Source organism: Achromobacter sp. Marseille-Q4962 (assembly GCF_943737005.1).
Classification (GTDB): domain Bacteria; phylum Pseudomonadota; class Gammaproteobacteria; order Burkholderiales; family Burkholderiaceae_B; genus Achromobacter.
The window spans coordinates 1-20,077 of record NZ_CALSFU010000013.1 but is presented as its reverse complement, the minus strand read 5'-3'; the positions used below and the strand labels follow the sequence as shown (position 1 = coordinate 20,077).

The 20,077-nt window shown below is 68.3% G+C and carries 18 protein-coding genes; 8 read left to right on the top strand and 10 right to left on the bottom strand.

The features are described from left to right. Positions 1-226: 226 nt before the first annotated feature. Positions 227-2,440 (top strand): TonB-dependent receptor, encoded by a 2,214-nt coding sequence (locus NGJ44_RS12910; RefSeq protein WP_502802128.1) that lies wholly within the window; start codon positions 227-229, stop codon positions 2,438-2,440. A gap of 84 nt (positions 2,441-2,524) precedes the next feature. Here the strand turns inward: NGJ44_RS12910 and NGJ44_RS12905 are convergent, their stop codons facing one another. Both NGJ44_RS12905 and NGJ44_RS12900 read right to left on the bottom strand, forming a co-directional pair. Further along, the gene (locus NGJ44_RS12905) at positions 2,525-3,121 is read right to left on the bottom strand and encodes a transglycosylase SLT domain-containing protein (RefSeq protein ID WP_053244477.1); all 597 of its coding nucleotides are present in this window, start codon (positions 3,119-3,121) and stop codon (positions 2,525-2,527) included. 112 nt (positions 3,122-3,233) lie between these two features. Beyond that, positions 3,234-4,136, bottom strand: coding sequence for a LysR family transcriptional regulator (locus NGJ44_RS12900; RefSeq protein WP_251864164.1), 903 nt, complete (start codon positions 4,134-4,136; stop codon positions 3,234-3,236). Between the two features lie 93 nt (positions 4,137-4,229). Between NGJ44_RS12900 and NGJ44_RS12895 the strand changes: the two genes are divergently transcribed. Continuing rightward, positions 4,230-4,982: a sulfite exporter TauE/SafE family protein gene (locus NGJ44_RS12895; protein ID WP_251864163.1), complete on the top strand. Its 753-nt coding sequence runs from the start codon at positions 4,230-4,232 to the stop codon at positions 4,980-4,982. A gap of 95 nt (positions 4,983-5,077) precedes the next feature. Here NGJ44_RS12895 and acnB read toward each other — a convergent pair whose 3' ends face one another. From acnB to NGJ44_RS12880, 3 genes are all read right to left on the bottom strand, one after another. After that, positions 5,078-7,669 carry a bifunctional aconitate hydratase 2/2-methylisocitrate dehydratase gene (gene acnB, locus NGJ44_RS12890; RefSeq protein ID WP_053244476.1) on the bottom strand — a complete coding sequence of 864 codons (2,592 nt, stop codon included), beginning with the start codon at positions 7,667-7,669 and terminating at the stop codon, positions 5,078-5,080. 152 nt (positions 7,670-7,821) lie between these two features. Continuing rightward, on the bottom strand, positions 7,822-8,646 hold the full coding sequence (locus tag NGJ44_RS12885) for an FxLYD domain-containing protein (protein WP_251864162.1): 825 nt from the start codon (positions 8,644-8,646) through the stop codon (positions 7,822-7,824). After that, the gene (locus NGJ44_RS12880) at positions 8,636-9,514 is read right to left on the bottom strand and encodes an FxLYD domain-containing protein (RefSeq protein ID WP_251864161.1); all 879 of its coding nucleotides are present in this window, start codon (positions 9,512-9,514) and stop codon (positions 8,636-8,638) included. Before NGJ44_RS12880 ends, NGJ44_RS12885 begins: the two co-directional genes overlap by 11 nt. 255 nt (positions 9,515-9,769) lie before the next feature. On the opposite strand from NGJ44_RS12880, the gene NGJ44_RS12875 reads away from it, so the two are divergent. Next, on the top strand, positions 9,770-10,531 hold the full coding sequence (locus tag NGJ44_RS12875; RefSeq protein WP_251864160.1) for a TSUP family transporter: 762 nt from the start codon (positions 9,770-9,772) through the stop codon (positions 10,529-10,531). A 14-nt stretch (positions 10,532-10,545) separates the two neighbouring features. Here the strand turns inward: NGJ44_RS12875 and NGJ44_RS12870 are convergent, their stop codons facing one another. Continuing rightward, the gene (locus NGJ44_RS12870) at positions 10,546-10,983 is read right to left on the bottom strand and encodes a CBS domain-containing protein (protein WP_082308280.1); all 438 of its coding nucleotides are present in this window, start codon (positions 10,981-10,983) and stop codon (positions 10,546-10,548) included. A 221-nt stretch (positions 10,984-11,204) separates the two neighbouring features. Between NGJ44_RS12870 and NGJ44_RS12865 the strand changes: the two genes are divergently transcribed. Then, the gene (locus NGJ44_RS12865; RefSeq protein WP_251864159.1) at positions 11,205-11,915 is read left to right on the top strand and encodes a glutathione S-transferase; all 711 of its coding nucleotides are present in this window, start codon (positions 11,205-11,207) and stop codon (positions 11,913-11,915) included. A gap of 74 nt (positions 11,916-11,989) precedes the next feature. Continuing rightward, positions 11,990-12,343, top strand: a complete 354-nt coding sequence (locus NGJ44_RS12860; RefSeq protein ID WP_251864158.1) for a nucleotide pyrophosphohydrolase — start codon at positions 11,990-11,992, stop codon at positions 12,341-12,343. 9 nt (positions 12,344-12,352) lie between these two features. Here NGJ44_RS12860 and NGJ44_RS12855 read toward each other — a convergent pair whose 3' ends face one another. After that, positions 12,353-12,643, bottom strand: coding sequence for an antibiotic biosynthesis monooxygenase family protein (locus NGJ44_RS12855; RefSeq protein ID WP_053244472.1), 291 nt, complete (start codon positions 12,641-12,643; stop codon positions 12,353-12,355). A 135-nt stretch (positions 12,644-12,778) separates the two neighbouring features. Here NGJ44_RS12855 and NGJ44_RS12850 point away from each other — a divergent pair, with 135 nt between their 5' ends. Then, positions 12,779-13,159, top strand: coding sequence for a hypothetical protein (locus NGJ44_RS12850; protein ID WP_251864157.1), 381 nt, complete (start codon positions 12,779-12,781; stop codon positions 13,157-13,159). Positions 13,160-13,168: 9 nt separating this feature from the next. Here the strand turns inward: NGJ44_RS12850 and NGJ44_RS12845 are convergent, their stop codons facing one another. Both NGJ44_RS12845 and NGJ44_RS12840 read right to left on the bottom strand, forming a co-directional pair. Beyond that, positions 13,169-15,586 carry a DUF3772 domain-containing protein gene (locus tag NGJ44_RS12845; protein ID WP_251864239.1) on the bottom strand — a complete coding sequence of 806 codons (2,418 nt, stop codon included), beginning with the start codon at positions 15,584-15,586 and terminating at the stop codon, positions 13,169-13,171. A gap of 221 nt (positions 15,587-15,807) precedes the next feature. Then, positions 15,808-16,740, bottom strand: a complete 933-nt coding sequence (locus NGJ44_RS12840; RefSeq protein WP_251864156.1) for a LysR family transcriptional regulator — start codon at positions 16,738-16,740, stop codon at positions 15,808-15,810. Between the two features lie 245 nt (positions 16,741-16,985). Between NGJ44_RS12840 and scpC the strand changes: the two genes are divergently transcribed. After that, positions 16,986-18,506, top strand: coding sequence for a succinyl-CoA:acetate CoA-transferase ScpC (gene scpC, locus NGJ44_RS12835; protein ID WP_251864155.1), 1,521 nt, complete (start codon positions 16,986-16,988; stop codon positions 18,504-18,506). A 5-nt stretch (positions 18,507-18,511) separates the two neighbouring features. On the opposite strand, the gene NGJ44_RS12830 is transcribed toward scpC, so the two are convergent. Next, positions 18,512-19,459: a LysR substrate-binding domain-containing protein gene (locus tag NGJ44_RS12830; protein ID WP_251864154.1), complete on the bottom strand. Its 948-nt coding sequence runs from the start codon at positions 19,457-19,459 to the stop codon at positions 18,512-18,514. Positions 19,460-19,583: 124 nt separating this feature from the next. Here NGJ44_RS12830 and NGJ44_RS12825 point away from each other — a divergent pair, with 124 nt between their 5' ends. After that, entirely contained in the window at positions 19,584-19,844 is a 261-nt protein-coding gene (locus NGJ44_RS12825) for a hypothetical protein (RefSeq protein WP_251864153.1), read from the top strand. Positions 19,845-20,077 lie beyond the last annotated feature (233 nt).

The window sequence follows — 20,077 nt, the reverse complement described above, 5'->3', positions numbered from 1 at the left end:
GCCGTTGCCCGAGGGCAACATTCACATGTTCAGCACTTGGAAATTTCAATGAGAATGATTCCTCTTTTTGTATCATGCCCCGTAGAGTAGAAGCCCCCTTGGCGATCGGGCCTTGACAGCCCCGTGGCCGTGCTTGCGGCAACGGCCGCGTCGCATATGCGTGACCCATCGGGATTCCGTGGTTTCACAACGAAAATCCCGCGCAAGCGGACCTCCCGATATGAAAATGAAAATCCTTGCCAGCATGGTGGCCGCGCTGCCGTGCTGCCTGCCCGTCGCTTACAGCCAGACCGCCGCGCAGCCGGCATCCGGTGCCGGCCAGGGGCCGGTGGTGTCCATGGAGGCCATCAAGGTCGAGGCCAGCGCCGACGCCTCGGCCGGCGGCCTGGCCCAGCCCTTCGCCGGCGGCCAGGTGGCCCGCGGCGGACGCGTCGGCGTGCTGGGCACGCAGGACATCATGAACACGCCGTTCAGCATCACCAGCTACACCAATGAGCTGATCCAGGACAAGCAGGCGCGCAGCGTCGGCGACGTGCTGCAGAACGACCCCGGGGTGCGCGTGGCGCGCGGTTTCGGCAATTTCCAGGAGTCGTACTTCATCCGCGGCTTCATCCTCGGCTCGGACGACGTGGCCTATAACGGCCTCTACAGCCTGCTGCCGCGCCAGTACATCGCCACCGAACTCTTCGAGCGCGTCGAAGTGCTGCGCGGCGCGTCGGCCTTTCTCACCGGCGCCGCGCCGGGCGGCGGCGGCATCGGCGGCGTCATCAACCTCGTGCCCAAGCGCGCGCCCAACGACCCGCTCACCCGCGTCACCACGGGCATCACCGACAACGGCCAGGTCCAGCTCTCCACCGACATCGCCCGCCGCTTCGGGCCGGACGACAGCACGGGGATCCGGTTCAATGCCGGCCAGACCAGCGGCGATACCGCCGTGGACGACGGTCATTCGCGCACCAGCGTGTTCGCCCTGGGCCTGGACTGGCGCTCCGCCGACACGCGCCTGTCGGCCGACATCGGTTGGCAGGAGAACAAGCTGAAGCGGGCGCGGCCCAACGTGACGCTGGGCGGCGGCGTCACCAGCGTGCCCGACGCGCCCGACGCCAGCTCGAACTTTGCGCAGCCGTGGTCCTATTCCAACGAACGCGACGTGTTCGGCACTTTGCGGGCGGAGCACGATTTCAACGACAAGCTGACGGGCTGGGCCGCTTTCGGCATGCGCCGCAGCGACGAGGCCAACTCGCTGGGCAATGTCACGGTGAATAACGGCAGCACCGGCGACGGCACCTTCTACCGCTTCGACAACACGCGCGAAGACCGCATCGACACCGGCGAAATCGGCCTGCGCGGCAAGCTGCGCACCGGCCCGGTCGGACACGAAATCGTCGCCTCGGCAGCCTTCTTCGACCAGAAGACGCGCAACGCCTACGTGATGGACTACACCAACACGTTCCCGACCAACATCTACGATCCCATCTTCTACGACAAGCCCGCCTTCAGCGCGGCTGCGCTGCGCGGCAACGATCTGGACGATCCCGGCCTGCAGCGCCGCGTCCGCACCAGCAGCTATGCGATCGGCGACACGCTGTCGTTCCTCGACGATAAGGTGCTGCTGACGCTGGGCATTCGCCATCAGCGCCTGTCCTCGCGCAGCTATGCCTACAACACCGGCAAGGAAAACGACGCGTACGACGGCAGTCGCAATTCGCCGGCTGCGGGCCTGGTGGTCAAGGTGACTCCCAGCGTGTCGCTGTATGCGAACTACATCGAGGCGCTGGTTGCCGGCGACACCGCGCCCGAGACGGCCAACGGCAGGCCCGTGCCCAACGGCGGCACCAGCCTGGCGCCGTACGTTTCCAAGCAGAAGGAAATCGGCGCCAAGTACGAGGGCGACGGGCTGGGCGCGGGCCTGGCGCTGTTTTCGACCGACAAGCCGCGCGCGACCTATGACGACAACAACAACTTCACCGCATCGGGCAAGGATCGCCACCAGGGTGTCGAACTCACGTTCTACGGCGAGGCGACACGCAGCGTGCGCGTGCTGGGCGGCCTGACCTGGCTCGACGCCAAGCAGCGCTCCACCGGCGATTCCGATATCGACGGCAACCGCGTTATCGGCGTGCCGCGCTTCCAGGCCAACCTGGGCGTGGAATGGGATATCCCGGGCGTCGAGGGGCTGACGGTCGACGGCCGCATGGTCTACACGGGCTCGTCCTATGCCGACGACGCCAATACGCTCAAGGTGCCGAGCTGGACGCGTTTCGACGCCGGCGTGCGCTACATGATGGACGTGAACGGCCACCTGGTTACCCTGCGCGCGCGGGTGGAAAACATCGCCAATCGCGACTACTGGTCGTCGGTGGGCGGCTATCCGGGCAACGGCTACCTGGTGCTCGGCAACCCCCGCACCTTCATGTTCAGCGCCAGCATGGACTTCTGACCGCATTCGGGCGCAACGGCAAGCCGGGCCGGCCCGCGAGGGCCGCCCGGCCTTTTTTTGCGCGCGCCGCAAGCCGGCGCCGCCTCACCAGAACCAGCCGCCGCGCGTCAGTTCGCCTTCGCACTGCCGGTACTGCGCGGCGAACCGTTGCGCGCGCGCCTGCACCCGCTGCGACACCTTCTTCAGCCAGGACTTGCGTTCGTAGCTGCGGTTGCGGTAGCCGGTCCAGCCTTCGTGATAGTTGAGATACTGGCCGTAGGCGTCCCATTTGGAAACGCCGTTGATGCGCTGGGTCTTGTTCATGTACCAGCCCATGAAGTCCATCGCGTCGGCGAAATCGTCGCGGCTCGAGGTCCAGCCGCCGGCCTCGCGCTTGTAGTCGGCCCAGGTTTCGTCCTTGGCCTGCGCATAGCCATAGGCCGAACTCACGCGGCCCCACGGGATGAAGCCCAGCAGGTAATCGCGCGGGGGCAGGGCGTCGTGCCGGAACGACGACTCCTGGTACATCATCGCCATGGGCACCGGCACCGGCGCGCCCCATTTCTTCTGCATCCGCAAGGCGGCGTCGTGCCAGTCCGGCTTCTCGCGGAAAATTTCGCACAGGTTCTCCGGATCGGAGGGCGGCGTGGCGGCGCAGCCGCACAGGAGCAGAACGAGGGGCGCGGCCAGGTGCCGGAACATGGACTGCGGTTCTCCAGGTAAGCGCGTCCGGCATATGCGGACGGCGGATGGCGTCGTGGCCGCAATTGTATGCAAGCGTACCGGCCGGAGCCGCCCGCGCGGCCAGTCGCGCTCAGGCGAGGCCGGGCGGCGCGGCGCCCAGGTGCCGCAGCAGGCTGCGCAGCGGCGCGGACACCTCGGCCCAGTCGCGCACGCACACGCACAGCCGCCGCCGGGCCCAGGCGTCCGACAGCGCCAGCACGCGGCAGGCATGGCGTCGACGCAGGCGGCCGGCCGGGCCCCGCGGCAGAATGCCTACTCCCACGCCATGGGACACCATGTCGAACACGCCCTCGAAAGTTTTCATGCGGATGCGCAGCTTCAGGCTGCGGCCCGCCGCGCGGGCGTGTTCTTCGATGTGGTCCTGCAGCGCATTGCCCGGCGCCAGTCCGACATAGGGTTCGTCGAGCACCTCGGCAAACGGAACCGCCGCGGCCCGCTGCGCCAGCCGGTGGCCGGGCGGCACGATGAGCGCCAGATGATCGCGGGCCACGGGCTGCAGTTGCAGGCCGCCGGCGTCCACGGCGTCCGACACGATGCCCGCCTCGGCCAGCCCCGCCGCGACCGCGCCCACGATCTCCACGCTGGTGCGCTCCTTGAGCTCCACGCGCAGCCCCGGGCGGGCGGCCAGCCATGGCGCGAGGCGGGGCGGCAGGAATTCCGCCAGCGCGGCGGTGTTGGCATACAGGTGGATGGTGCCTTTGGCGCCTTCCGCGTAATCGTGCAGCTCTTGCCGCAGCCGGGCCTGCTGGCGCAGGATCAGCCGCGCATGGTGGGCCAGCGCGTCTCCCGCTTCGGTGGGCGTCACGCCGCGGTGGCGGCGCTCCAGCAGGCGCACGCCGGCGTCGTCCTCCATGGCGCGCAGGCGCTCGCTGGCCGAGGCCAGCGCCAGGTGCGCGCGCGCCGCGCCCCGGGTGATGCTGCCCGCGTCCACGACGCACAGGAAAAGACGGAGGTCGGAAAGATCGAGCCGCATGGAAGGCCGTGCCTGGGTTGCCTTCGGTCGAGCCGAAGGCAAAAGCGGAAAAACCACATTGTGCCAAAGGTGGGGCGGGTTTCAAATGCCGGCATGAACGAACCGACGCTATCCCTTCTGGCGCTGCTGCTCGCCACCTTCGTCGCCGCCGGCCTGGTGAAAGGCGTGACCGGCATGGGCCTGCCCACCGTGGCCATGGGCGTGCTGGGCGCCCTGATGACCCCGGCAGCGGCGGCGGCCCTGCTGGTGATTCCCGCTTTCGTGACCAATGTCTGGCAATTGCTCGCCGGCCCTTCCGTGGCGGCCCTGGCGCGGCGTCTCTGGACCATGATGGCGGGCATCGTGGCGGGCACGGTGGCGGGCTCGGCCATGCTGGCCCGGGTCGATCCCCGCTGGTCCGGCCTGGCGCTGGGCGTGGCCCTCATCGGCTACGCTGCCTGCGCGTGGGCCTCGCCCGCGCTGTCGGCGCCGGAACGCGCCGAACCCTGGCTGTCTCCCGCTGTCGGCCTGCTCACCGGCCTCATCACGGGTGCCACCGGCGTCTTCGTGATGCCGGCCGTCCCCTATCTGCAGTCGCTGCGGCTGGACAAGGACGACCTGGTCCAGGCGCTGGGCCTGTCTTTTACCGTGTCCACGGCGGCGCTGGCGGCCGGCCTCATGGTTCACGGCGCGTTCCGCGCGGGCGAGCTCGGACTGTCCGTGCTGGCGGTGGCGCCCGCGCTGCTCGGCATGCGGCTGGGCCAGCAGCTGCGGGCGCGCATCAGCCCGGCGCTTTTCCGCCGCTGCTTCCTGCTGTTTCTCATGCTGCTCGGACTGGAACTGGTGGCGCGGCCCTTTCTCCCGTAGCCGCCCGCGCGGGCAAACAAGAAGGCCCCGGCGCTCGCGCGCCGGGGCCTTGCCGCGGGCTTGCCGCCGGATCTCGCCGGCGGCAGGTTCGCGTCTTACATCTCGACCACGTCGGCCACGTCCTTGTAGTCGGCGATCTTGTCGAAGTTCAGGTACTGGTAGATCTGGTCGCCGCTCTTGTTGATGACGCCCATGTCGGCCATGTACTCGTCCTTGGTCGGGATGCGGCCCAGGCGCGAGCAGATGGCGGCCAGTTCGGCCGAACCCAGGTAGACGTTGGTGTTCTTGCCCAGGCGGTTAGGGAAGTTGCGGGTGCTGGTCGACATCACGGTCGCGCCCTCGCGCACCTGGGCCTGGTTGCCCATGCACAGCGAGCAGCCCGGCATTTCGGTGCGCGCGCCGGCCGTGCCGAACACGCCGTAGTGGCCTTCCTCGGTGAGCTGGGCGGCGTCCATTTTGGTGGGCGGCGCCACCCACAGCTTGACCGGGATGTCGCGCTTGCCTTCCAGCAGCTTCGACGCGGCGCGGAAGTGGCCGATGTTGGTCATGCAGCTGCCGATGAACACTTCGTCGATCTTGGCGCCGGCGACTTCCGACAGCGTCTTCACGTCGTCGGGGTCGTTGGGGCAGGCCACGATGGGCTCGTGTACGTCGGCCAGGTCGATCTCGATCACGGCGGCGTACTCGGCGTCGGCGTCCGGCTCCAGCAGCTTGGGATCGGCCAGCCAGGCTTCCATGGCCTGGATGCGGCGACGCAGCGAGCGCTCGTCCTGGTAGCCGTTGGCGATCATCCACTTCAGCATCACGATGTTGCTGTTGATGTACTCGATGATCGGCTCTTTGTTCAGGCGCACCGTGCAGCCGGCGGCCGAGCGTTCGGCCGAGGCGTCGGACAGTTCGAACGCCTGTTCCACCTTCAGGTCGGGCAGGCCTTCGATTTCGAGGATGCGGCCGGAGAAGATGTTCTTCTTGCCTTGCTTGGCCACCGTGAGCAGGCCCTGCTTGATGGCGTACAGCGGAATGGCGTTGACCAGGTCGCGCAGCGTGACGCCGGGCTGCATCTTGCCCTTGAAGCGCACCAGCACCGATTCGGGCATGTCCAGCGGCATCACGCCGGTGGCGGCGGCGAAGGCCACCAGGCCCGAGCCGGCGGGGAAGGAGATGCCGATGGGGAAGCGGGTGTGCGAGTCGCCGCCGGTGCCCACGGTGTCGGGCAGCAGCATGCGGTTGAGCCACGAGTGGATCACGCCGTCGCCCGGGCGCAGCGAGATGCCGCCGCGGGTGCTGATGAACTCGGGCAGCGTGTGGTGCGTCTTGACGTCCACGGGCTTGGGATACGCGGCGGTGTGGCAGAACGACTGCATCACCAGGTCGGCCGAGAAGCCCAGGCAGGCCAGGTCTTTCAGCTCGTCGCGGGTCATGGGGCCGGTGGTGTCCTGGCTGCCCACCGAGGTCATCTTCGGTTCGCAGTAGGTGCCCGGGCGCACGCCCTTGCCTTCAGGCAGGCCGCAGGCGCGGCCGACCATCTTCTGGGCTAGGGTGTAGCCGCGGCCGGTGTCGGCCGGATCCTTGGGCAGGCGGAACAGGGTGGAGGGCGGCAGGCCCAGCGCTTCGCGCGCCTTGGCCGTCAGGCCGCGGCCGATGATGAGCGGAATGCGGCCGCCGGCGCGCACTTCGTCGAACAGCACGTCGGACTTCACCTGGAACTCGGCGATGACGTCGCCGTTCTTCAGCGCCTTGCCTTCGTACGGGCGCAGTTCGATCACGTCGCCCATTTCCATCTTGGAGACGTCCAGCTCGATGGGCAGGGCGCCCGCGTCTTCCATGGTGTTATAGAAGATGGGGGCGATCTTGCCGCCCAGGCACACGCCGCCGAAGCGTTTGTTCGGCACGAAGGGGATGTCTTCGCCGGTGAACCACAGCACCGAGTTGGTGGCCGACTTGCGCGAGGAGCCGGTGCCCACCACGTCGCCCACGTAGGCGACCAGGTGGCCCTTTTCCTTCAGCGATTCGATGAATTTCACGGGGCCGCGCTTGCCGTCTTCTTCCGGCTCGAACGCCGCGCCTTCGCGCTTGTTCTTCAGCATGGCCAGCGCGTGCATGGGGATGTCGGGGCGCGTGGTGGCGTCCGGGGCGGGCGACAGGTCGTCCGTGTTGGTTTCGCCCGGCACCTTGAAGACGGTGATGGTGAGGCTCTCGGGCAGCTCGGGACGGCTGGTGAACCATTCGGCGTCGGCCCAGCTTTGCAGCACGGCGCGGGCGTTGGCATTGCCCTTGTCGGCCTTTTCCTTCACGTCATGGAAGGCGTCGAACATCAGCAGGGTTTTCTTGAGCGCCTCGGCGGCGATGGCGCCGACTTCGGCGTCGTCCAGCAATTCGATCAGCGGGCCAATGTTGTAGCCGCCGAGCATGGTGCCCAGCAGCTCCGTCGCCTTGGCGCGGCTGATCAGCGGACACGCTTCCTTGCCCAGGGCCACGGCGGCCAGGTAGGAGGCCTTGACCTTGGCGGCATCGTCCACGCCGGCCGGCACGCGATGGGTCAGCAGCTCGACCAGGTTCTGCTCCTCGCCGGCGGGCGGGTTCTTCAGCAGTTCGATCAGTTCGGCGGTTTGCTTGGCCGAAAGGGGCAGGGGAGGAATCCCCAGGGCCGCGCGTTCGGCGACGTGTTGGCGATAAGTTTCCAGCATGTGAGGCCTGCTCAAAAGTCGGGTTGGAAGAAAGGTTGTGGCAGGAATTGTAGAAGCAAGACGGGGCTGGGAGCAAACGTCTTATATCTTATATAAGACTTGCGGCAGCGTTGTTGCGCACCTCCAACGGCGCGCCCGGCCGTCCGCCCGGTTCAGGGCGCGGGCGCATCGCACACGATGGCCACGCGCGTGAAATTGGCGCCGTATTGATTGACGTTGAGCTCGAAGGGCGCGCTGTCGCCGGGCTTCAGGCCCGGCAGCCGGATTTCCTTGGCGACGGCGCCCGTGAGCTGGCCGCGGTCGTCGTACAGCGTCGCCCACAGCGTCGCGCGGTCCACCGGGCGGGTATCGTCGTTGCGGATTCTGCCCTGGACGATGACGTATTTGTAACGGAAGCGCTGCGTGAAGTTCAGCGTGCCCGTGCCGATCCTGGCCTCGGTGCGGTCGAGCACGACTTCCAGGCGCGGCCGGGAGCCCGGCAGGGCTTCGCGCCGGGCGGGCCGCCAGTCCGCCTTGAATTCCGTGAAATCCCCAAAGGCTTCGCCCGAGAGTTCCAGGGGAACCCGTTCGCCTGGGTACAGGCGGTCCGGCAGCTTCCAGGCGGAATGCAGCCGCAATTCGCGCGCGCCCACGTAGACGCGGATGGCCGCCTGCGGCGCCAGCGCGATGTCCTGCTTGCTGGTGTTGGCGATTTCCAGATAGAGACGGGGCCGGCCGATTTCGTCGATCAGCCGCCGCGGCGGCGAAATGCTGAGCGCGGCCGGCTCGAACAGGCGGAAATTCTCGTCCAGCAGTTCCTGCGCAGTCAGGCGCAGGTGCTCGATTTCCCGCACCTGCGCGGGCGAAACGCGCACGATGCGGCCTGCGGCGGGCGCTCCCGCCGCGGGTTCCCCGGCCGTGGCCGGGGCGGGAGCCGGCGCGAACAGGAATACGGCCGCGGCGGACGCGGCGAGCAGGGCTGGGCGGCTAGCTGTCACTTTGCACCATATAGTCGTAATAGGCGATGGGCGCATCGGCCAGCATCGCGCACTGCACGTCGAAAATCGTGGTTGCGCCGGGAGCCAGGCTGCCCGCCGAGCCATAGCCCGCGCCGGTGCCGATGATGCGGCCTTCGCGGTCGTACAGCATGACCACCACGCGCAGCCCGCTGGCGGTCTGCGCATCGGCGTTTTTCAGCAGTCCCACCAGCCGGTAGCTCCGGTCGTGCACGAGCTGCACCTTGCCGGCCTCGATCTTGCGGCTCGGCCCGGCAGACGGATAGGGCTGCGTCACGCTGAGCGCGTAGCGCGTGTGCGGAGTGGACGGGAGGTCCACCAGCACCGGCGTGTATTCGCCCGGCTGCAGCACGGAGGCCAGCGGCGAGCCGTAGGCCGGGGACAGCGTCAGCTCGTCCTGGAAGAGCTCGGCTTTGACGCGCGGCGCGTTAATCTTCTGCCCCGTTTCGTTGCGCATCAGCATCACCAGCCGCTGCCGCCCGTCTACCGTCAGTTCCTGGACGTCGCTCAACCTGATTTGCGACGGATCGATGGCCGGCGCGGCCGTCCGCGCGGGGCGCGACGGCGGGCGCAGTCCGTCCACGGCCAGCCAGGCGGCAATGGCGGCCACGACCGCCACGCCCGCGGCCAGCACGGCGGCCGGAGCGCGCGAACGCGGCACGGCAGCGGGCGCCGGCCGCATGCCGCGCAGGATCTGTTCGAGGCGTTCGGCCACGCTGTCTTCGACCAGCGTGACGGCATGGCAGTGGTCGCAGCGGTACTCGCGCGGCGCGAGCCGCGTGAACTGGCCGCTGCCGCAATTGGAGCAGGTGAGGGTAACGGTATTGATGGTGGCGTGCCGGGCTTTCATGGTGGCGGGTAAAGCGGGGCCGGACCGGCCTCAAGGGCCGACAGCATACCGGCGCCGGCGGGCGCGCTCATGCGCGAAAGCGTCTATTTGTTACAAATTTGCACCGGATCCGGCCCGCACGGGCCGGTGCCACGCCGGTGCTATGATTCCGCGCTTCCCAGAAGACGCTTTCCCAAGACAGCACGCCGTACCCACGTCTTCCCCAGGCCCGCGCGCGCCGACGGGGCGGAGCCGGGGCAGCACTGGCTCTGCCGCATGAGTATTTCCCAACACTTGCTGTTCATGGCCTGCGTTGCGCTGGCCACCTATGCCCAGACCATGACGGGTTTCGCGTTTGGTCTCGTGCTGCTCGGCCTGTCGGGCGTGTTCCGCCTGGCGTCCGTGGCGGACGTGGCCAACGTGGTGAGCGTGCTTTCGCTGGTGAACGCCGCGGCCACCCTGCTGCGCAGCCGGCCCGAGGTGAACTGGGCGCTGCTTGCGCCGGCCCTGGCCGCCAGCCTGGCCGGCGTCGGGCTGGGCGTGACGGCGCTCAACTGGATCAGCGGCGAAATGGCGGTGCTGCTGCAGTTGCTGCTGGGCGTCACCATCCTGGCCTGCGCGGTCCTGCTCGTGTTGCGCACCCGGCCCCTGGCGCGGGTGTCTTCACGCGGGGCTTTCCTGTTCTTCGGCGGCATATCCGGCGTGCTGGGCGGCCTGTTCTCGAGCGCCGGCCCGCCCATGGTCTATCACCTGTACCGCCAGCCGCTGCCGCTGGCGGCCATCCGCAACAGCCTGCTCATTCTTTTCTCGCTCAATGCCTTGCTCAGGCTGACGCTCGTGACCGGGCAGGGCGCGTTCACGGCGGTGTCGTTCTGGCTCAGCCTGCAGGCGTTTCCGATCGTGCTGGCCGTGACGTGGTTCGCGCGCCGCTATGCCTCGGCCGGATCCATGCACACCGTCAGGCGCATGGTGTTCGTGCTGCTCGTCGCGGCGGCCTGCGGGCTCATCGTGCCGGCCGCGCGCGCGCTCGCGGGCTGAGCCCGCGCAGCGGCTCAGCGCTCTCCCGAAATGTAGCGCTCGAGTTCGGTGATGATGAATTTCTGCTCCTTCATGACGTCGCTCACCAGGTCGCCGATCGAAACCAGGCCGACCAGCTTGTTGTCCTGGATGACGGGCAGATGGCGGAAGCGGCGTTCCGTCATCAGCGCCATGCAGTGTTCGCGCGTGTCTTCGGGACGCACGTAGTACACCGGGTCGCTCATGATCTCGCGCACGAGGGTGGTGCGCGACGAGCGGTCCTGCAGCACGATCTTGCGGGCGTAGTCGCGCTCGGTCAGCATGCCCACGACTTCGTCTCCCTGGGCCACCACCACTGCGCCGATGCCGCGCTCGGCCATGGTCTTGATGGCGTCGAACACCGATGAGTCCGGCGAAACCGTCACGACCGACTGGTTGGCCTTTTCCCTGAGAATCTCTGCAACCTTCTTCACGATGTACCCCCGTCTCTCTGGAGAAAATCGGACCGCGGCGAACGAGAGCCGCGCGCGGCTGGCAGGCAACGCGTCTCCATCCTAAGCCTGGGGGACGGTTTGCCGCAAGCGCCGTCCGCCGCGTTGTCATATTTCTTGGATTCCGTAACGCTTGCGCTGCCGACAGGCCGTCCGCGCCGGCCTATCATGATGCGTTCCTGCGGACCCGAGGGAGGCGCGGCATGAGCTACGAGCTTTGGTATTGGGACGGCATACCGGGCCGGGGGGAATTCGTCCGGCTGGCGCTGGAGGCGGGTGGCATTCCTTACCGGGAATGCGTGCGAGAAAGCCCGGACGGCGAGGAGGCGCTGCTGGCCGACATGCGCGCCCGCCGCGTGCACCCGCCTTTCGCCCCGCCCTATCTGGTGGCCGACGGCCTGGTGCTGGCGCAGACCGCCAACATCCTGCTTTACCTGGGGGAAAGGCACGGCCTGGCGCCGGCTTCGCTCGAAGGCCGACTGTGGGTCAACCAGCTGCAGCTCACCATCGCCGACATGGTGGCGGAAGCGCACGACACGCACCATCCGATTTCCGCCAGCGCCTATTTCGAAGAGCAGAAGGACGAGGCGATCCGCCGCGCCAAGGTGTTCCGCGGCGAGCGGATTCCCAAGTTCCTGGGCTATTTCGAGCAAGTGCTTTCCGGCCCCGAGGCATGGATGGCCGGCGGCGATCGCTGGTCCTACGCCGACCTGTCGCTCTACCATCTCGTGGACGGGCTGCTCTATGCCTTTCCCAAGCGCATGGGCACGGTGGCCGCGCGTTTCCCGAACGTCATGGCCCTGCATCGGCACGTTGCGGCCTTGCCGGAACTGCAGGACTATTTTTCCAGCGGCCGGCGGCTTCCGTTCGGCGAGGGCATTTTCCGGCGCTACCGCGAACTGGACGGCAAGTAGGGGCGGCGGCGCGAGGACTTTGCCGGCGTGCCCGCCCATCCCTCAGCCCGCCCGCACCTGGAGATCCGCGCTTCATGTCCGACCTGCAGAAAATCAAGCTCGCCCTGCGCCGCTTCGCGCGGGAGCGCGAATGGGAGCCGTTTCACAGCCCCAAGAACCTGGCCATGGCCGTCGCCGGCGAGGCCGGCGAACTGGTGGCGCTCTTTCAGTGGCTGACCGAAGCGGAGTCGCGCGCGCTGCCGCCCGCCCGGCTCGCGCAGGCCGCCGACGAGATCGCCGACGTGCAGATGTACCTGGTGGCGCTGGCGGACCAGCTCGGGGTGGACATCCCCAGCGCGGTGGCGGGCAAGATGGCGCGCAACGCGTTGCGGTATCCGGCGGCGGAATTCCGCGGCAGCGCGCGCCGGCACGACGAACCACCAGACTGAACCGGGCGCTCAGAGCACCTTGCTTTCGTGGTGGACCTGCGGCGGCTCGACGAAGAATCCGCCCACGAGCTTGCGCCATTCCTGGAAGTCGGCCGACTCGCGGAAGTCCACCATATGGTTCTCCACCGTTTCCCAATCGACCACCAGCGTATAGCGCTGCGGCTGTTCGATGCTGCGGTACAGGGCCACGCCATGGCATCCGCGCGCCCGCAGAAAGAGCGGCCTGGCCTGGGCGACGCCCTGCTCGAACAACGATTCCTGGCCTTCTCGCACGTGGATGCTGGCAATTTCCTGGATCATGGGGAATGTCTCCGCTGTGTTCGCGATGAGCCGGGGCGCGTTTCGGCCCGGGCAGTGCGGTAGTATCGCTGAAAATCCGGCCCTGCGCCGCGCGGCGCAGGGCGCGTTTCCCTTCATGCCCGCCGGAGTTTTTTCTTGGCTCGACTCATCTATGCCCGCTTTCTCTGGTACCTGGGTGTGGGCGTCCTGGCCGCCGGAGCGCTGGTGCTGCATACCGGCGTCAGCCCCGATACGACGCTGGTCGCCATCGCCGCCTACCTGCTGCTTTCGGTGCTCGCGATGCCGGGCGTGGCTGCGCTGGCGGTGGCGCGCGCGCGGGCAAGCCGGGCCTGGCGGCCGCCGCGCTGGCCCGCCTGGGCGGTTGCGGCGCTCGGGCTGCTGCTGCTCGCCAGCCACCGGGTGGTGGCGGGCGAGCTGCGCGCGGAAATGGGGGTGTTCCTGCTGCTGATCGGCGTGGACATCGCCCTGGCCTGCCGCGAGTGCGAGCTGTTGAGCGCGCGCCTGCGGCAGGATTGAACGCCGCGATCAGGGCGAGGGGGACGGCGGCTTGCCGGGCGCTTCGGCCGGCGGGGCGGCCGGCGGCTGGGGCGGCTGCGCCAGCAGCATGGTGGGCGGCGCGGCCATTTCCAGCCCGTCGTCGCGCAGGCGCTTGAGCACGCTGAAGAGCAGGGCGCTGCGCACGCCGTAGGTGGCGCGCGGCGACGAGACATAGCCCTTGGCGCTGAAAATCAGGTGGCCGCTCTCGATGCCCTCCAGATAGACGTTCGGGGCTGGCGACTCCAGCACGTCCTCGTGTGTCTTGAAGACGTCCAGGACCCGTTCGCGGACCTGCTCGGCGTCGGTGGCCAGCGGCATGGGCAGCCGCAGTTGCACCAGCCCCAGCGGGTTGGACCGCGTCACGTTGCGCACGGTCTTGGTCACGAATTCGGAGTTGGGCACGATCACCGTGGAACGGTCTCCCATCTGGATTTCCGTGGCGCGCACATTGATGCGCAGGATGTCGCCTTCGACGCCGCCGAGCGACACCCAGTCGCCGACCTTGACCGGGCGTTCGGCGAGCAGGATCAGGCCCGACACGAAGTTCTGCACCACGGCCTGCAGGCCGAAACCGATGCCCACCGACAGCGCGCTGGCGATCCAGGCCACCCGCTCCAGCCCGATGCCCGCCGCCGAGAGCGCCAGCGCCACGGCCAGCACGAAACCCGCATAGCCGAAGAGCGTGGCGGCCGACAGCTGCATGCCGGGGTCGAGTTCGGTGGTGGGCAGATAGCGGGTGCGCAGCCAGCGCTTGAGCATTTTCACGCTCAGCAGCGACACGGCCAGCACCAGCAGCGCCTGCAGCAGCGCGCCCGGCCGGATCTGCGCTTCGCCAATGGCCAGGCCCTTGCGCAACTGGTCGAAACGCTGCAGCAGGTCCATCGGCCCTTCGCCGAACGGCGCCACCAGCAGCATGAGCGCGAGCAGCCCCACCGCCACCCGGCCCAGGCCGGACAGCAGCACGGCAGCCTGGTCGCGCAGGCTGGGGCCTTCCGACTCGCTGGACTGCCCGCTGCCCAGCAGCGTGCTGAAACCGTCCTCGATCAGCACGGAAAGCAGATAGGCGGTGCCCAGCACCATCAGCACCCAGAGCACCTGCTTGGTGAGGAAGCTGCCGAAAGCCACATAGCCCGCGAGCAGGCTGCACAGGCTGATGACGAGCACCGTCCAGATCGCCACGTTCAAGGCCGACACCCAGAACGGAACCGCGGACTCGCCGTCTTCGCGCTGCGCCTTCAGCCGCAGCCGCCGGCCGGCGTTCAGGGCAGCGGCCAGCGTCAGCATGATGAGCACCGCAACGATGCCGGTCACCGTAATGGTCGTGGTGAGGCTGGCGTTCAGCAGCACCGGCAGCCGCTCGGCCAGCCAGGTCAGCGCAACCAGCACGCCCACGGCATTGGGCACCCAGCGCAGCCGGCGCGCCACCGCGTCGCCAATCGGCGGCAGCCGCCACGACGGCCGTCGCGGCGACATGAGCGCATTGCCCAGGCCCGCGGCATAACCGCCGAACGCGGCGATCGCGATCATGTTGGCCGTCAGCGTGATGCTGGCGGTGTCGTTCCATTGCGAATTCCAGTCCAGCGCCACGTAGAGCAGCAGGGCGATCAGCCCCGGCGTGGCCGTGGACAGCGCCACCTGCGCCATCGCCAGGAAGGAGCGCCGCAGACGCCCTGGCGGCACGCGCGTGGCGGTCAGGTGCAGCAGCAGCCGGCCGATGCCCACGCGCACCGCGAGCGTCAGCGCGATCAGCCCGCCCACCAGCAGCCAGGCCCATGCCGGCGTCTGCCTGGCGGCATTGGCCAGGTCCTCGCCCACCGAATCCAGACGCTCCAGGTCTCGCGGAAACTCTTCGTGGAATTCCTGCCAGAACTGGCCGGCCAGGAAAGAGTCGCGCCGCTCGCCCAGGCGGGCCTGGAACAGCTTGCGGCGCTGCGCCGAAATCTGTTCGGCGGTTTGCGCGGCGTCTACCGACAACAGGCGGGCCAGCTTGATCTGGGCGTCCAGCGCGCGGCTGGTCTTTTCGAGCTGCGCGCGCTGCGCGGCCACGTCAGGCGCTTCCTTGCCGTTCTCCGGCGCGGGGCCCAGTTCGCTCAGCCTGGCTGTTACGGCGGCGAGCTGGGGCGCCAGCGCCTCGGCGGCCGCATCGGCCTTGGACTGGATGTCCAGCGCGTTGCCGCGCTGCTCCACCATGTCCGCGTCGTCCGCTTCGTCGGGAATGTGCTTGCGTATGTCGTCGATCTGCTTGCGCGCGGCCGCGAGCTGGGCTTCGGTTTCCTGCGGGGTCGGGGGCGCCGCGTGCGCGGCCAGCGCGCCGAACGCCAGAAGCAGGGCAGCCAGCCAGGCGGCGGCCAGGACCCCGAGGGAGGGGCGGCGCGCGCGTGGGGCGCGATAGGAATAAAGGGGCATCATGTCTGTGGAAATGCGAGTCGCTCGCCAGCTGGCGGCAGCATACCAAGCCGGAGGCGGAACGGTGCAACAAAAAATGCCTCGCGCCGCGCCTGCCGCGCGGACTCGCTGCCCCTCGGGCGGGCGCTTCTCGCCTTGGGACGGCCCGGCGGCAAGGAGCCGCTTCCGCGGCTTCCTCGCACCGGGGCGGCAATGCCGGCTTACGACCCCTACGTTTGGATTCAAATGCGGGGCGCGCCGGACCGCGCGCGGGCGGTCTGGCCCAGCACGGCGTCGCAGACCTCCAGCCATGCCCGGGCCGCATGGGAAAGGTAGCCCGGGGCGCGGGAAACCGGGGCGCGCCAGATGTGGCCCACTTCCCATTGCATGGCCGAGCGCGCCAGCCGCGCCGTGCTCAGCCCGCGCGTCTTCATGCGCTGCACGAGCGGTTCGGGCAGCAGGGCCGCGCCCAGGCCGGCCGAGGCCAGGGACACCAGGAAATCCCAGTGCGCGCTTTGCGCGGCGATGCGCGGCTCGATGCCCGCGGCCGCAAAGCCCTGGCGCAGGCGGCGCGTCATGGCGAAATCATCGGTAGGGATCAGCAGCCGGGTATCGCGCAGCGCCGTCAGCGGCAGCGACTTCTTGCCGGCCCAGGGCGAATCCGGCGGCCCGACGACCCACACGGGATAGCTGCCGAAAGGGCGGACTTCCAGGCCGCTGTCCGGCGCCACGGGCAGGATGGTGGCGCCCACTTCCAGCTCGCCGTCTCCCACCAGCGTTTCCACCGCGCGGCCCGTTCCTTCGCGCAGGGTCAGGCGCACGGCGGGGTGCAGTTCGCGGAAACGCTTCACCACGGGCGTGAACAGCAGATTGATCATGGGCGGAATGCCCACCTCCAGCTCGCCGCGCCGCAGGTCGGAGGTTTCTCGGATTTCCTCGCCCAGCTGCCGCATGACTTCCAGCACCTGCTGGCCGCGCTGGTACATCACCCGTCCGGTGTCGGTGGGGCGGGCCGTGTGCCCGTCGCGCACCAGCAGCTGGGTGCCGGCTTCTTCCTCGAGCTGCCGGATCATCTTGCTCACGGTGGACTGCGTCACGAAGAGCGCCCGGGCCGCCTTCGTGAAGCTTGCATGCCTGACCGTTTCGACGAAATAGCGCAGCGCGCGCACGTCCATTGCCGCCCATCCTCTCCGCGGATTTCACGCGGCCTGGTCCAAATAATGAAAAAAATGACTCAATTGAATGATTTTAAGTCATTACGTGATTTGGCATTCCCCTTCCTATACTGGCGCCGAGATATTCCCGCCGGGTTCGGCCCGCCGCGGGACAGCCAGGAAACGCCGCGACAGACGGTGCCCGGACGCGACGGCCAGGCCGCGCGCCCGACCGCTAGCCGCCGGCCTCGTATTGGAGACACCCCATGCATACCGACCGCATCCGCCATCCCGGCCTGCAAGACCGCATCACCAGCGCCGAACAGGCTGCCCTGCTCGTCAGGAACGGCATGACAGTGGGCATGAGCGGCTTCACTCGCGCCGGAGATTGCAAGTCCGTGCCGGCGGCCATCGCCAGCCGGGCCGAGCGCGAGCCCTTGTCCATGACGCTGATCACTGGCGCCTCGCTGGGCCACGACACCGACAAGCTGCTGGCGCAGGCCAATGCGCTCGCCCGCCGCATGCCGTTCCAGGTGGACACCACGCTGCGCCGCAAGATCAACGAAGGCGGCGTGGCGTTCATCGACCAGCACCTGTCCGAGACGGCCGAACTGCTGCGGGCCGGCCACATCGGGCCCGTGGATGTCGCCATCATCGAGGCCGCCGCCATTACGGAAAGCGGAGCCATCGTGCCCACCATGTCGGTGGGCAACTCCGCATCCTTCGTCCAGCAGGCGCGGCAGGTCATCGTCGAACTCAACCTGAGCGTGCCGGCCGGCATCGAAGGGCTGCACGACATCTACGTGCCCGCGGACCGCCCCGGCCGCGAGCCGATTCCGCTCACGGCGGTGGACCAGCGCATCGGCACGCCGTATATCGAAGTGGATCCGGCCCGCATCGCGGCCATCGTCGTCACGCAGGAGCCCGACAGCCCGTCCAACGCTTTGCCGCCGGACGAGGAAACCAACGCCATCGCGAATCACATCAACACGTTCCTGCGCGCCGAAGTGGCCGCGGGGCGGCTGGGCAGCTCGCTGCTGCCGCTGCAGGCTGGCATAGGCACCATCGCCAATGCCGTGCTGCACGGATTCGCGGACTCGGATTTCGAGCGGCTGGCGATGTACTCGGAGGTGCTGCAGGACAGCGCCATCGAACTGCTGGACCAGGGCAAGCTCGCCTTCGCCTCGGCGTCTTCCATCACGGTGTCCCGGCCCGTGTACGAGAAAATCCTCGCCAATATCGAGCACTACCGCGAGCGCATCGTGCTGCGCCCGCAGGAAATCAGCAATGCCCCCGAACTGGTGCGTCGCCTGGGCATCATCGCTATCAACACCGCGCTGGAGTTCGATATCTACGGCAACGTGAACTCCACCCACGTGGGCGGCACCCACATGATGAACGGCATCGGCGGCTCCGGCGATTTTGCGCGCAACGCGCACCTGGCCATCTTCGTGTCCAAGTCCATCGCCAAGAACGGCGACATCTCCAGCGTCGTGCCCATGGTGTCGCACGTGGATCACACCGAGCATGACGTGGACGTGCTGGTCACCGAGTGCGGGCTGGCCGACCTGCGCGGCCTGGCGCCGCGCGAACGGGCGCGCGCCATCATCCGCCACTGTGTGCATCCCGCATACCGCGACGCGCTCGAAGACTACTTCGAGCGCGCCTGCCGGCGCGGCGGGCAGACGCCGCACCTGCTCGAAGAGGCGTTCTCCTGGCACCAGCGGTTCGGCGAGACGGGCTCCATGCTGCCCCGCGCCGAATCCCGCGCGCGCAAAGCGGCCTGAGCGCTTCAGCGCCTGCCGCCGCGCGGCGCCGGCAGCGCCGAGCGGGGCAATGAAGTCACCAGGCTGCTGCGGGAGCGTTCCAGCTCGTCGCGCAGCCAGGCGCGCAAGGCCAGCAGCGGCGGCCATTCCCGCAGGCTGGGGCGGTAGACCAGGTGATATCCCTGCGTCAGTTCATGGTTCACGCCGATCGGCGACAGGCGCACCAGCTTGCCCGCGCAGATCGCGTCGGCCGCCAGCAGCTCGCGTCCCAGCGCGATGCCCAGCCCCTGTTCCGCCGCCTGCAGCATCAGCCCCGCGTCGTTGAACGACGCCACCGGGTTCACCGGCTGGTTCAGGCCCGCCGCCTTGAACCAGATCTGCCATAGTTCCTTCTCGCCCAGCAGCGGCAGCGTCGCCAGCGTTTCCGGCCGCGTGTCGGGCAGGGCTTGCGCGGTTTCCGGGCAGCCCAGCACGATGAGCGGCAGCGGCTCGTCGAACAGGGGCTCGGACTCCACGCCGGGCCACGGCCCCTCGCCGGAACGCAGCGCGGCGTGAAACCCGTCGCGGTACAGGTCCGCAACCTGCTGCGACGTCTCGATTTCCAGCGACAGGTCGGGGTGGCGTTCGCGCCAGCGCGCCATGCGCGGTAACAGCCAGCGCTGCGCGAAAGAGGGCAGTACCGACACCCGCAATGTCTGCGCGCCGCCCCGGGCCACCGCGCCCGCCGCCATCAGTCCCTCCTCCAGCGTGGCCAGCGCGCTCTGCACGCTGCACAGCAGGGCGGACCCGGCCGCATTGAGCACGATGCCGCGGCCGTTGCGTTCGAACAATTCGTATCCCAGACGGGATTCCAGCAGCTTGATCTGCTGGCTGACGGCCCCGTGTGTCAGATGCAGGCGCTGTGCGGCGGCCCGCAGGGTCTGCGATTCGGCCACAGCGCGAAACGCCGGCAGGGTATGGAGAGGAAGCCGCATGGACAAATCCTGGCACGCGCTAAATTGGTTAGGGTTTCTATCCAATTAAGCCAAAAACATTCGATATTCAGGGCAGGTATGGACGGTTAGCCTAACCATACCAGATCACCGAAGGAGACTCATCATGTGCACGCCCTCGAAGTCGATCCCTCTTGATTGCCGCGGCGGCGCCGCGGCGCGCCCCGTACCGAACGCGGCCGGGTGGCTGGCCCGGGCTCTCCACGTGCTGCGCCGCACGCGCATGAGGCGCCGGATGATCGCCCAGGCCGTGGAAATGGACGACTTCCAGCTCAGGGACATCGGCGCTCCCTGCTGGCTGGTCAACGAAGCCTGGGGCCGGCGCGAACTGCAGCGCGTGCGCGACGCGCACCTGTTGCTCTGGTGAAGCGCAGGCGTAGAGGGCTTTCGCGGCTCCTATATATAGAGAGGAAGAAAAGGGAGCCGCCCGCCGGCAGCGATTGATGGCAGCCGCGCGACAGTTTTAAAATCTATGCTATAGTCTCGCTCCCTTGCCGCTGGGCCCGGAAATTGAAGCGGGGCGGTGCGGCAGGGCAAGGCGAGGCGCGGGGTTCTGCGGTGCAGGGGGCCACGTGATTTTTGCAAGGCAGTGCGCAATTC